The 14,427-nt window shown below is 39.1% G+C and carries 10 protein-coding genes; 1 reads left to right on the plus strand and 9 read right to left on the minus strand.

The genetic code is table 11. The annotated features are described in order from the left end of the window. Positions 1–197: 197 nt before the first annotated feature. The 3 genes from BLW31_RS19865 to BLW31_RS19880 all read right to left on the minus strand — a co-directional run bounded on the left by BLW31_RS19865 (position 198) and on the right by BLW31_RS19880 (position 4,372). Entirely contained in the window at positions 198–1,184 is a 987-nt protein-coding gene (locus BLW31_RS19865) for a DUF1573 domain-containing protein (protein WP_010536249.1), read from the minus strand. A gap of 264 nt (positions 1,185–1,448) precedes the next feature. Further along, positions 1,449–2,231, minus strand: a complete 783-nt coding sequence (locus tag BLW31_RS19875) for a hypothetical protein (RefSeq protein WP_010536247.1) — start codon at positions 2,229–2,231, stop codon at positions 1,449–1,451. Between the two features lie 119 nt (positions 2,232–2,350). Next, positions 2,351–4,372, minus strand: coding sequence for a transglutaminase domain-containing protein (locus tag BLW31_RS19880; protein ID WP_022301388.1), 2,022 nt, complete (start codon positions 4,370–4,372; stop codon positions 2,351–2,353). A gap of 475 nt (positions 4,373–4,847) precedes the next feature. On the opposite strand from BLW31_RS19880, the gene BLW31_RS19890 reads away from it, so the two are divergent. Continuing rightward, positions 4,848–5,561, plus strand: coding sequence for a hypothetical protein (locus BLW31_RS19890; RefSeq protein WP_010536244.1), 714 nt, complete (start codon positions 4,848–4,850; stop codon positions 5,559–5,561). Positions 5,562–5,842: 281 nt separating this feature from the next. Here the strand turns inward: BLW31_RS19890 and BLW31_RS19900 are convergent, their stop codons facing one another. The 6 genes from BLW31_RS19900 to BLW31_RS19930 all read right to left on the minus strand — a co-directional run bounded on the left by BLW31_RS19900 (position 5,843) and on the right by BLW31_RS19930 (position 14,394). Further along, positions 5,843–6,655 carry a hypothetical protein gene (locus BLW31_RS19900; protein WP_010536242.1) on the minus strand — a complete coding sequence of 271 codons (813 nt, stop codon included), beginning with the start codon at positions 6,653–6,655 and terminating at the stop codon, positions 5,843–5,845. 346 nt (positions 6,656–7,001) lie between these two features. Next, entirely contained in the window at positions 7,002–7,232 is a 231-nt protein-coding gene (locus tag BLW31_RS19910; RefSeq protein WP_022301390.1) for a hypothetical protein, read from the minus strand. A gap of 38 nt (positions 7,233–7,270) precedes the next feature. After that, positions 7,271–8,260, minus strand: a complete 990-nt coding sequence (locus BLW31_RS19915; protein ID WP_022301391.1) for a DUF2059 domain-containing protein — start codon at positions 8,258–8,260, stop codon at positions 7,271–7,273. Positions 8,261–8,868: 608 nt separating this feature from the next. Continuing rightward, positions 8,869–10,002 carry an aldose epimerase family protein gene (locus BLW31_RS19920; protein WP_022301392.1) on the minus strand — a complete coding sequence of 378 codons (1,134 nt, stop codon included), beginning with the start codon at positions 10,000–10,002 and terminating at the stop codon, positions 8,869–8,871. Between the two features lie 265 nt (positions 10,003–10,267). Next, positions 10,268–12,331 (minus strand): beta-L-arabinofuranosidase domain-containing protein, encoded by a 2,064-nt coding sequence (locus BLW31_RS19925; protein ID WP_010536237.1) that lies wholly within the window; start codon positions 12,329–12,331, stop codon positions 10,268–10,270. A 50-nt stretch (positions 12,332–12,381) separates the two neighbouring features. After that, entirely contained in the window at positions 12,382–14,394 is a 2,013-nt protein-coding gene (locus BLW31_RS19930; RefSeq protein ID WP_010536236.1) for a GH92 family glycosyl hydrolase, read from the minus strand. Positions 14,395–14,427: the final 33 nt, after the last annotated feature.

A 14,427-nucleotide genomic window follows, 5' to 3' on the forward strand; every position in this document is an offset into this window, starting at 1 on the left:
ATTGCTTACCTTCATATCTTTTACGTTTTATAATTCACACGCAAAGGTATGAAGAACTATTATGGTCTAGGATACGGGGTTTACTGATTGCTTACTTTGAGCAAAACAAACAAAAGGTAAAAATAAGAACAAAAGAATAATATTTTTTTTCATGACACAGTTATTTCCTTATATAGAACACGTACATTATATATTTTCTAATTACAAATTGAAGCTCTTATTTTTAGTTCAATTTTCTGTTTACAATTTCCTTCTATAATGATAGTTTTTTGGCTAACTCCCGTATAATTACTTTTAAACTTTACTGAGATAGAATCCCGAGCATTAGGAGCTATCGGCTTTCTATTCCAAACAGGTACAGTGCATCCACATGTCGTTATTACATTATGAATAATAAACCTATTAGAGCTATTATTCGTAAAACTAAAAGTACAAGTTACTTCTTTATTAGGAGATATGATTCCAAAATCATATTCTGTACAACCAAACAATATATCCTCTTTATTCACAAGTACTAGATGATCTTTACATTTCATTATATCTATAAACTCTTCTGGATACTCTTCCATGTCATTTTTTGTCGAATTTACCCATAAATCGCTATACATCTCATCAGCATTTTTAACATCTAGGTCCTTATATAATTGTGCTAAAAGATATTTTCCATAGAACTTATTATGTTTGTTTATTAAAGAGTCTAAATAGCTTAACTCTATTACAGAATTACTATTCTGATTACTCAAATAAGCATATAATTTCAGCAAAACATTTAAATAAGCTATATCATTATTACCGTCATACTTAGAACGTAATAAACGATCCTTTAGTGCCCTCCTATCTTCTTTCCCTAATTCCTTTTTCATTTCTTCAGAAGAAAGGATAGAAACGATACTATCTCTTTCCAATATTACATATATAGGATATTCGGAAGGGTGAACTATTTTACCTACATCAGTTTTCATTGGATCATGTAACATATAACATACAAAGTTTGCTACCAAAGTATCACAATTCTTTATGGATAATATTTTATCATTATCATCTATGAGACACAACAAGGATGGTTTAGACACCTCACATCCATAAATAATAGCATCAGAAACATCAATAAAGTCTCTAAAATATTTCTTGTCTTGACAGGCCAATAACAATAGAAGGAAAAATAGTAAAATACATTTCTTCATTTTTATTCTGTATATGAAAATAGAGGGCAATTAAAAAAGAAAAATCTCTATTTCTAATGCCCTTTATCAATCATTTAATAGAATATCGCACGATAGCACGCTATTATAAATATAACATTAACAATTATGCTATGCCCCACAATTATAGATAAACGTATATATTTTTGTTCTGAGAAGAGTTTTTGCCATTGAGCAAGAATATTATACGCACTACATATTACTGAGACATAAGTAACTACAAACATCGCAACAGCCATTAGCATATTATTTTTTATATGACAATTCACAATTCCTAGTACAAATATCATAATCTTTTAATGCCGCTTCCTTTTCATTACGATATATAATTGTTAAACCTAGTTGAGTTACAACCCCACCAGGAGCACTCACCCCCAATGAACCAAGACACATGGCTATATTAACAGCGGTTCCACAAAGCAATGCCGCATCCGCCACATCCGTTCTGTTATCATACGACTCCTTACATAAAGAATTGCATTCTGTTAATTTATCTAGATTATTTTCAACACGAGTCTTTAGTATCGGGGTATAACCACTAATAAATCTAGAATTTATATCCCTATTAACTTTCAGTTCGGCAGAAATCAAAACTTCATTCCCTTCTATTTCTTTTTTTAACTTCTCATTTTTCATCAGATTGTTTTTAGCTTCCAATACTAAAGATAAGGCTCCTTTTGCTCTTATCGAATCATTTCCTAGAACTTTAGTAACTTCATATCTAAATAAAGTACTGTATCTTTCAGGATCGGAAACATACAGCTCCCCCAATTTTGATAACTCATTTTTCTCTTCTTCCGTCATTCTAGATGCAACATCGTCAATTATTGACATTAAATTAGTGTATTTAGAATCATACTCCTTAAATTCATTAGATTGTAATACTGCTTCATATTGAGTAACAGTCTCATTATTAGAAACACCTGTATCAGCAACAAACTCATCATAATCAGAGTTACAACTTTGCATTATAAGACACGATAACATAAACACTAAGTATGGTCTTTTCTTCAAATTTCCTAAAATCATAAATTTTATTTTTAGATTAAACAATAATGACTATATAAATTCTTACTATTATAGTATATATCGCTAGCACATATATAGCTACAAAGCAAGTCTAAAAAAACTATTGCTTATTTTAATTTCTATTTCCAAACTTGCCCTTTCCTCTCATAAGTAAAGATTCTTTCCTGAACCCCTTTGGAATAATTTTTCAAAAGTAACAACACATTAACAGGAACATCTCTGTATACCAATGAATCTGCTTCGGAGACTTTTTTCCCAAGAGATTCCCACTTATCTTTTCCTGTACAGTAAAACAGTTCATACTTATCACCTGAACGAATATAATTATCATAACTCCGAGGTGTATAGACAATCTTTTCTATCTGTTTAGGAATTCCAAGATCGATCCCTGACCAGCCACCGGAAGGTTCAATATAATCAAAAGAAGTTGTGACATCCCCATCAAATACATTCGTATATTCATGCGAACCGTCTTTTTGAAAACATCCGGGAGTACCTATTACCTTACCTTTTAAAGAAGCGGTATCATTAGGAGTATAAAAAGCTACTTCTGCAATATTACAGTGTGACTCTTTAGGTCCTACATATCTGACATAGCGATACGGTTTTGAAGAATATGATTGAACAACTGTCTGTAATCTTTTCGGTTTCTCGTTTATCAAGTACAAGACTTCTTTTTCACGAAAATCAGGATCATTGCTTCCTTCAAAAGTTCCACCTATCATGCGATTCAAGAACATATCATCTGCCCGCAAAGTATATTTTGCGAATAAAGTAACATCCTGTACACTATCCGAAGGAGTGAAGAAATGAAATTCATTAGAAACATTAATCTCAAAAGGATCAGTCCAAAAACGGAGTCGTCCTCGTTCGTAAGTAGCAACCCGCATGACAGGTCCTTTTTGTATATCTGTAAAGACAATGTTTTTACCATCAAAATCTGTCCATGCAACAGGCTCCCAATCCATCCGTTTGCTGGCACATAGATAAGCTATTCGTGAACGTGGCTTACCTTTATATAAAGCGTCCTTCGGTATTTGGAGTTCTTTCTTAAAATCTTTTGTATAAGGGAAAGTAATATCTATGATATGCGGATCTTTGAAAAGAGGAACAATAGCAGTATCCAATTTCTGCATTTCCTCCTGCATAGCGCGATTTAGACTAAATGTATTACGATAAACCTTTATTTTAGGCATTCCACACATTGCGTCTTTCCGTACTTCACTCACACCATTAGGAAATTCGTGGTAATAGAGCGTACCGTATTTATCTGTAAATGCCACCCATTGATGGCTGTCATTCTCATCACCACGAATCGGCATGAAGTCTATGGCACACGGAATGCCTAACGCACGACAAACATAAACAACAAAATCCGTGAGTTCACGACAACTACCGGTTTTCTGCTGGACAACTTCCGGCCCCACATGAGGAAGGTTGGCAGGAACGGCAGTAGTGAATACCGCTCCTCCCTTACGAATTGAATCAAGTAAACAACGGGCCGCGACAATCGGATCTTCTTTATCAAGTACTCCTGAAGCACGTAAAGAATCGAGCAAGAGATTATATTTCTGATAAATAGATTCCCGCCAGCTAGCCAAGGTCTCGTCACCAATACGATAAGGAAGAAGATATTCACAAAAATCTGCAAACGAAACATGTTTCCCCCATGGTTGTTCCTGCCACACCTTAAATGACCACTCAATATTATTACATAAATAAGCAGAATCAACTGTTTCGATATCTCTATAGGATTGTAAAGAATCTAAATACAATGGTCCATACATGTGACGAACAGAGTCAGCCACGACCTGAGGAGAAATACCCAATCCACGTGTTTTCTGTAACAAAGCATAGTAAGTAAAATACCGATCTAACTGTTTTCCTTTATAATAGGTATAATAAGGCATATTCTCTATCAAAAAACAAGCAGCCCTATATTTCAAACTATCTGCCGGATCAATCTGATAGCGAGACAAAACCTTTTCCAGCTCCACACGATTCTCTCCTGCCTGCTGAAGAGCTATTTCCAATATAGAAACCGCCGGAACATTCTTTTCTCTTCCAGAACATGAAAGGAAAAAGAGATTACCAATTGCAGTAAGCAGAAAGACAGATACCAACCTTGTGAATGTTCTCATAATTATCAGAAAAATAGAGATAAATGATTCTATGTTATTTTTTTGCAAAATTACAAGTCATTTAGCCATCACACAAGGGGGTGTTACACTCATACAGCCTCTACAATATGCCACAGAGACTTCTCAAAAGGATATTTTTATTTTTTATGCCATGATTGTAACAACTAAAATGTATCCAAATTTCACTTTTGACCGGAAATTATCCCTAATGACTCAGAATTGTCCTTATATGACCGAAAATTATTTTGCAGATATTCATTCTCTCCTATCAATGTTACACCTTTAAAACCATTATACCCACACAGAAGTACTTCTAGCCACTATTACTTCTTTTATTTTCTTCTATATTGTAACACAATAAAAATAATTAAAGCCCTGTAAGGATCAGATATTAGTCTTTTTTTGAATAAATATTATCCTTCAAATAAATCTATTTTTCGTTACTTTGCATCAACATTAAAAAAACAAAATAATCATGAGCGCAAGAAGAAAAAAAAATGCTTTATTTTATGCGATAGCATTAGCTTGTAGTTTAACCGCTATTTTCATTACTTATAGTTGTAGTACTGATGAATATTACACAGATGAAACACAGATGGCAGAGAATGGGATAGCAAAAACACGCGGATTTTCATCAAGAATGCTAAATAACGAAAATACACTCATTGATTCTATTGCCAGTTCTGATGAGTTTTGGGAATTCGAAATGAGCTCCGAGCTTTTGGCAGATAAGTTTCATGAATACACTTCTACTTTAAGTGAAGAAGAATATGACAAACTTATGGAGAATCTGAATGATGATGACTACATGGAAGACTTCGCAAGGAAAGCGAATCTGCAAGATGAGCTACAACAAATGGCAAAAGCTAAAGAGAAGCTGATTCAACATACGGGATTTTTAAGATTAAGTGAAGATGAACGGATACAACTCTTTATATTATATGCAGAAAGTAACGAACTAACAAAAGTGAAACTTCTAAAAACACGCGAAGAAGGAGGAGGTACTAGCAACTGTGAAGAACAAAAACAAGCAGCATATACGCAAGCTAAAGCTGATTATGACAATGCTGTCACTAACTGTCAAAGTGGTTCAATGTCATCTGGTTGCTTAATACAGGCAGCTGCAAAATATGATAGAGCCAAGGACATAGCAAACAAAAAATACAAAGAATGTATAGCTAATAAATGAAAATAATCCAATATATAATTTTATATAATATAATGTGGGGGATTAGCATCGCTATGTGCTACCTTCACTGTTTTATTAATGACATAAACTATACTTTACAAGACTGTCTTATCACTTTCTTTGAACTTCTAGCATGGATTGTGCTCATAATCGGAGCCATCGACACATTCCCTCAAAACAAATATTCGAATAAACGCGTATGGTTCTACTACGCCATTATGGGGGGATTCATATCAGCAATCCATTCTTTTATAGGATTAATAAACACATTAAAAATATAACTAATGCAATTCCTTCAAGAAAGTTTCCATATCCTCATCTTCAATACTTAAACGTCTTCGTACACGAGATCTCAAAGTACGATAGTTACCATCATTAATATCAAAAATAGACATCATATCTTCTTTAGTCTTACCCATCCTAATAAGTACACAATACACAATATATCGTGGTTTCATTTCAAATTGCTTTTCTTTCAACCAAACAAAAAAATCCGGATCAATCGCACGACATCCTTCTATTAATGTAAGGTACTCACTGGCAGTCAATTGATATATGGATTTATTTTCTAAAAGTCTGCGCATATATACAACGCCTTCCAATGCAGATGGAGGAGAAGAAAGCATTTCTTGAAGCCGTTTCTCTTGGAGAATTGTTTTTTGCCGTTCAAGTTCCAATAAACGATAGAATGAGACAGCCAATTTAACTATCCCTGCTATTGCTAAGCCAACAATAATCAGCACAGGCAGAGTATAAGCAGATAGTGCAGGAGCTAACTCTACGTGGACTTCCTTAGGCATAACAAAATAAATCTGATTGGCAACAATCAACAAAAAGGCAGCAATGCATTGCCAATCAGTTACCTCGGAGGGCAATCCATGTGTTCCTTTCTCACGGAATGTCCATAAGAGTGCGCCTACAAAGAGGATCAGCCACATAAAAAGATAATGGGAAGCCGAGAATGCATCCACATACATCCCCGGAAAGAACATCTGAAACAAATAGGCAGCCAACAACACAAGACAACAGAGCAAACCACCTGCCAACCTACTCTTTATAAGGTCAGCGAACTGTATTGTTACTCTTTTCTTCATCGTATTTTATTTTAAACACTGCAAAGATAAAACATTCCCATTACACAGGTCCATCAACAGGCTATTTTATTTGAACATGAATATAAATAAAACAATGGTTTTCCTATGCAGGAAACAGCCAATATAAAAGAGATAGAAAAATCATATACAAAAATATCCTTATCTCTTTGTATATTTTATAATGGCGAAGAGGATAATCTAATATCACAAAAACAATGAACCAAATAGCTATCATTTTCACCGGTAACTGCTTATTCAAAGGATCAACTATGAGTAAAAAGAATCCTGCTAACACTAATATAATATTGATTATCAAAACAACTGCATATCTCATATTATTATACATTTAAGGAAATACAAAATATAATACACAGAGAAGCACTGTGGCTATGACATTTCTTATCACCCCATAAGTATTATTATGGCGAAAAAGAAAGTCCAGCAGCAACGTTACAAGATACCAAGCCATTACGATTTGTACCAAATCATATTGCCGTTCCAAAGGGTCCGTAAATATTATATATACATCAACAGACATCAACACAATGGTTATGATCCAAACCATTGTGTTTTTCATAGTCATATTCATTTTCAGTGATAAATAAATCGCTCCAATCAATAATATACCTTCTTGTTTTCTTTAGAGGATACAATATAATCGTCTATTTTTACATCAAAATAAGATTTAGCTACACCATCATCATTGGAAGGTAGTGCCTCTTTATCAGCCAGCGCCTCTATAATATCAATTTCTTTTACGTTCTTTTTCAGCTTGGGAAACAAAAGGCTGACATAGATATACTTGCGATCACAACCTTTAATAATCAACAGCTTATCCAATGGAGCCCCGCCATCATATCCTCTCACCATATATTCATCTCCGGTTTTCTTATCTACTATTTTAAATCCCGGGCTATAATACAACCATTGCCAATCGAAATAGATAGGCTGCAAAAATGTAACTTTAGTATCATTTTTTCGTTTCTCAATAGAATAGATTTCAGGCATTGTACTCATTCCTCGCTGATAAGTTCTATCGGCAGCTATCTTTATATCTTCTTTAGGAACCGTGTAAGCCTCATCAAACAATTTCTGATCACGTTCCTTGTTCGGGTCGACAACCTTATTCTCAACAATATTCATGCTTTTCTGAATCTGCGGCATGATCTCTTGTACCATTTCCATTGACAGTTGCTGTATCATCGGCATTGATTCATTCGCAACAGCAGATGCAGTCTCCCCAAGCTTCTTGCCGGCAGGAGATTCGTAGAAAGCAACTACTTTTTTCAGTTCATCCAATGTCATATGCTGTTGGTAAATAGGAGCATATACTTCCATCACTTTATCTTCAATCTTCTGTGTCCACTTTGCTGCAAAATCTTTCCAATAAGCCTCATCTTGTTGGAAAGGTCCCTTTTGCATACTTGACATGAATTGCGACATGATAGCCTCGGAGGATGCCGAACTACCGGAAAGGGTCATAATCTTCTTAAGCAAAGTTTTGTATTCATCAGTTTTATCTGAATTCTGAGCCGAAGCCGGTAAAATAGAAGTAAGCGATGTGGCTACGCAGATCACCATTAAGAAAAGGATTTTTTTCATCATATAATAGTTTTGTTAATGAAGTCAAGTTAACTTCATTGTGTTATACATTCTTACAAATATACTCTAATTATTATTAGAATACAAACAAATAACAGACATAATTATAAACTGCGGCAATTATTGTCTGATTTACTGCCTCTCTTCGTCCAAACAACCCTATAATCGCCTGATTTTCACCTATCATTATCAGATTTCCGTAGAGACATCTTCATCGTTCCACCCGGGTAGAACAAGCTGTCTACGTCTGTGACATGATCAGTTCACCTTGGTGCGATGATCAGTTCACCCGTGTGGAACGATGAAAATGTCGGTAAGATAATATAAGAATGTAAGGGAGATATGCCAAGAACACAAGTGTCATAACATACAAATGACAGGTAGAGTAAAATCAATACAGCTGTAGTCCGTAGCAGAAAGAATAATGAGAGATAACTCAAGAAAGGATGAGAGATGCGCTGTTCTGGAGCATTTTAAGGGATAAAAGAGTGAGAGATACCATATCTCGAAGGTATCTCTCACTCATTATTCATCTAGTTATATGATCTTTACAGAAAGGAAGTGAGACCGTGAGACTAAAATATTTTTTTTATTTCTTGGGAGCGAGCAGATTATTCCTTATCTACAGAAAACTTAAAGATGCATTGACTCATGTATTTTTCTCCCGGGCGAAGCACAGCCGAAGGCCATTCCGGTTTGTTCGGAGTATCCGGATATTTCTGTGTTTCAAGACATACAGAAGCACGTTGATTGTAAGTAATGCCTTTCTTTCCTGTCAGAGAACCATCCAGGAAGTTACCTGCGTACACCTGAATACCCGGTTCATTGGTATATACATCCAGTACGATACCCGTCTTAGGTGATTCGAGCGAAACACATTTCCGGGAAATATCCCCTTTGGCATTCAATACCCAGTTATGGTCATAACCATTTCCATTCTTCAATTGTACAAAATCGTAGTCGTTAATGCGTGCACCTACCGGAGTCGGAGTGCGGAAATCCATCGGAGTACCTTCTACCGGAACAATTTCACCAGTTGTCATGAATGTGCTGTCGACCGGAGTATAATAATCGGCATCCACCATCAACAAGTGGTCTGCATTGCTTGCTGCATCACCATCGAGATTAAAATAAGAATGATTGGTCATATTTACGATGGTCGGCTTATCCGTTTCTGCTTCATAGCGGATATCGATGGCATTATCGTCCGTCAGTTTCATCAGAACTTTACAGGTAATGTTGCCCGGGAAACCTTCTTCACCGTCCGCAGCGACATAAGTCAGTTCGATCTCTTGCGGATTCAGTTGCACAGCGTCGAACACACGATACTGAAACCCTTTAGGGCCACCATGCAAGCAATGGCCGTAGTTATTTTGAGGCAATTGATATTCAATGCTGTCCAATGTGAATTTACCCTGATTGATACGATTAGCATAACGACCGATGCTGGCACCAAAATCCGAAGGTTTGCTGATATAATCCTGAATAGAATCGAATCCCAGAACTACATCCTGCATCTTTCCGTCTTTATCGGGAACCATCACAGAAACAATGCGTCCGCCGAAGTTCGTCACGCAGACTTCCATGTTATTCTTGTTGCGAAGGGTGTATAAATCTGTTTTCTTACCGCCTACCTCGGCTTGGAAATTAGTTCTTAACAGACCGGAGTCGGTAGTTTGCTCTGCTTTCGGAGTACAAGCAGTCATAAAAAGGGCAGCAAAAGCCCATAATGCCAAATTCTTCATGATTGATATAAAATTACAAAGTTACGTTATGGCTGCAAAGTTCGCAAAATCGGGGTTACTACAAAGCTATTATTTGACCAATAAATAACACAAATATTCCATTTTATCGAAGAATCGATCCATCTGAATGATAACGGAAAGAGAAGAGGAAGCATAAAAAAGGCTATTGCAAAGAATCAAACGAATCTTGCAATAGCCTCTCACCCCCATTCATTAAATGATTTATCTCATCATATGTCTGAATATATCAATGATAAGGATCTGTTTACTCCTTAGTATTCGGGAAAGCCGATATTCTCAACCGGGCCGCTCCCATCGGAATCAATGTAATCTCTTCTTTAGCGCCTTTCACCGCATCTTCTTCGGGCAATACGCCACAAAGTCCTGTCTCGTCGATCTGCCATTCGGGAATAATCCGACCGGTAGCTTTCACTTCCAAAGGTACATTGGCTACTGTGAACGGGAAGTTATCAGCAGGCCAGGACTTACGAACCACCTTGAAGTTTTTCAAAGGTTCTTTCTTATCCAATACCAATGAATAGTTCCAGGGGCTATTTGCATAAATTTCAGTAGTAGGCCATTTCTTCGGGTCGGCACCTTTCTGCCATTTGGAGTCACCGATAGCTGTTTCCCGACTGTCTTTTTCTACATATTTCTCGTCAATCTTAAGAGACAATGTCAACGGACCATAATCCACACTTACACTGTTCTTATTCACTTGCCAGGTACGCATGGACAGAGACATCGGAAGGGTCATCTCCACTTTGTCACCATCCTCCCATTCGCGTTCGATGCACAAGTATTTGCCCGATACAGGTTTCGCGCTGATCTTCTTTCCGTTTACACGCACTTCGGCTCCCTCAGTCCATGAAGGAATGCGGAGATAGAACGGAAAATTGACCTTTTCACCGGTAGAAACGGTAAATTTGATACTTTCCTCGAAAGGATAGTTAGTCTCTTCATGAAGAACGATTTCCTTTCCATTGCCAACTTTCACCGTAGCTTTACAGGCAGCATAGATGGCAGCGGCAATACCGTTGTCGGGAGTTGCCAATACCAGATGTTCTGAGAAGTAAGGCCAGCCTTGCGCATGGTTATGCTGGCAGCAGCGGCTGCTGAACGGATTCATGGAAAGGAACGGACCACGGTTGTCAATGCCCGGATGATGATTCTTTGAGTCACTGACTGTATGGTTCGGACAAGTGATGTAACGCAAAGCCTTGAAGTCGGGCATTACGGCAGCAGGATAAGAGTTGAAAGCCACTTCTTCACAATGTTCAGCCCACATCGGGTCGCCTGTCATGCAAAGCATGATTTCATCAGAAGCCATCTGTTCCACCAGTCCGCAGGTTTCCACTCCCTGACGGGGATCGATATATCCCAGACGGGCATTCTCGTCCGCACCGAACATACCGCCCGGCATCTGACCGAAGGTACGACGGATCAAATGATGTACGTTATAAGATGCTTTGAGCATAGCGGAATCTCCGGTCTGCATATAATAAGTGGCAGGTTCGCGGAAACACTGGGCGATGTTCACATTATGCCAGTTAGGCAGGGAAGTTGACTTTGTCCAGTCGGCTGTATTACGGTGAATCTTCTCGGCAAGTTCCAGCAGGAAGGCGTCTCCGGTATGATTATACAGCCAGTAGATACTGATGATGTTGTCACCGCCACGGCTGTTTTCCCAGTAGTCTTCCAGAAGCTTATCGTCGGGAACAGTCATCTGCCATTTGAAATAGTTCGTCATCAGGTCAATAACCCGTTGGTCCTGAGAATATTCGTAATAAGATTGCAGACACCAGAGCATGATCATTTGTGCCCACAATTCACGTTTACCGTTCCGTTCGTTGATGGGGCCGAAGTAACCGTCGGGCTGGCAACTGGCAAATACACCTTCAATCCATGTTTTTGTTTCCGCAATCATCTTCGGATCATTCAGGATATAGGCAAGATTGCCGTAACCTTTCAGCCAGTAAGGGACTTCTTCCCAACCATGATCGCCGCCGGTCGTCAGCCAGGCATTATTGTCTTTCTCCAGCCAGGCACTGATCTCGCCCAGATGTCCGGTCAGACCTTCACGCTGCAGTTCGAGATACTTCTTTACCCAACCTTCCGGCTGAATGCTGCCAACAGGCAACTTAATAAAATTCAACGGACGAAGCGGAGCCCGATAGCTCACGTAATTCGCGTTAGTCGACTGTGTATCGGGACGGTCTACCACCCTTACAGATTCATTAGCAGTACATGTGGTAAAAGCAGCTGTCAGCAAACCGACAGTCAACAGCGTACCCGCAACTCCTATTTTAAAAGATCGTTTCTGTTTCATTTTGAATATTTTTTGGGCTGACTAAAGAGTCAGCCTTATTTAAATTCGGTTTATTTATAATTAAAAATCAACTCTCCGCCTTTTATCAGTTCATTGTGAGATATACGGTAGTCATCAATCTTTTTTCCGTTGAAATGGATACTTTTGATCGGTGCGTCTTTCTTTTTTCGTCCTTCTGTCTGAATGGTAAGTGTATTCCCATTCGCCAACCGCAACAGTACCCTATCAAAAAGCGGAGAGGTCAGATCATAGTATTCGTCTCCCACAAGCAGAGGGTAGAAGCCCATTGCACCAAACACGTACCAGGCACTCATCGTACCGTCGTCTTCATCCATTTCGGGGCTATACCCTTCCGGATCGTTTTTGAATGCTTTGCCCAGATAAGGAGTCTTAAATTCCGAGTTTCCTCCATATTTATGGATCATCGGCTCAGTCATCAGGCTTCGCACTATCTGTTGGGTCTTCTCCGGTGCTCCTAGCCGGTTGAACAGATAAGGGACATGAATATCCGGTTCGTTTCCCTGATTATAGAGGTGATGATCGAAGAAATAGGTGAGCTGCGAACGGAGAGAGTCTTGTCCCACCCACTCTATCATTTTATCGATGTATTGCGGAGCTGCCCATCTGTATTGCCAGCGGGTTCCCTGATAGAGTCCGTTATTCTTCATCACTTCAAAAGCAGGAGTGACATTCATAAATTCCTTCTTCCAGGTTTCCTCGAAGAGAGAGACCGAGCGTTGTCTATATTGTTCAGAATCTGCCTTTTCACCGATGATTTCGGCGATCTGAGCCATGGCCCATAAATCATAAGCCGATTCCATCTTCTGATCGGGCGAACGCATGGGCAGCCGTTCCATTTCCTCCTTCATACCTGCATAGCCTTTGCGGAAATCAAGGGTTGTGATTCCTTTCCGGTAGGCATCCAGCAAGAGAATCACAGCATGTTCGGTGCGCACTGTCGGGGTGGATTCGAATCCGGTGGACCAGTCTTTCTTTCCCGTTGCATACAGATGAATCAGAGAGGTTGCCATATCCCGCATTCTCGCAGGTTCGGTCAGCACCAACAGAGGAAATTTAGTGCGGAAGGTATCCCATAACGACCAGTTGCTGTAATAGCGGAAATCTTCTGATATATATACTTTCCCATCCGTACCCAGATAAGCTCCATCGGGAGAACTCACATCAGCCGGACTCAGATAAGCACGGTAGAGTGATGTATAGAAGATTACCTTATCGTCTTTCTTTCCGCCTTTCACGTCGATGGCGGAAAGTTGTTTCTCCCATTGGTTGCCGGTCTGTGATTTCAGTTCGGCAAAGTCCATCTTTTCCCAGCGGGCACATTCCCAGCTAGCCAATTCGGAACTGAGTGCGGAAAGTCCGATACGTACTTCCACCGCACGTACCTTCTTGCCAAAAGTAAGGCAGGCAGTCGTCTCTTTCTGTTCCTCCAGTTGGAAAGGCTGGTCGGTGTTTAAGGAGAAATAAAGTTTGTAGCGTCCATGTCCGCAGACATTCTTTGCCTGTACATAGCCTTCAATGCAGGTATCCGATACACGTTTATACTGACAGGTAGCCACGTCTTCAAACGTAGAGGCGAAGTCCACCCAAAGAGCAGCGGAAATGCTTCGGGGAAACTTATAACGTTCCACCGCCATCGCATGAGTCGCAGTCAGCTCTGTCTTGATGCCATTGGTAAAGGCTGTCGAATAATAACCGGGAGTTGCTTTCTCGTGATTCTTCTTCATATGCAACTCCTGTGAAGGAGCTACCGGACGAATGCGCAGATTTCCTCCCCCTCCACTACATCCCACTCCGGAAAGGCGGTTGACAGAGATACCGGAGACCTTAGTCACGGCGTAATCATAACCGGCATGGCTGCGCGGATCGTTATCCGGACACACACAAACCATTCCGAAAGGAGCAGCAGCACCCGGAGCTACCTGCCCGTTATCACCGGAAGTACCGATAAACAGGTTGACATACTTTGTATTTTGCGCAACTGACGCAACAGTACATAAGGTCAGTAAAAGAAAGGTGTATCGTCTGATTGTGCTATTTTTCATAGTGTTCTCCTTTTGGATAAAAAAACTCAAGTG

It is taken from the genome of Bacteroides faecis MAJ27, from assembly GCF_900106755.1.
Classification (GTDB): Bacteria; Bacteroidota; Bacteroidia; order Bacteroidales; family Bacteroidaceae; genus Bacteroides; species Bacteroides faecis.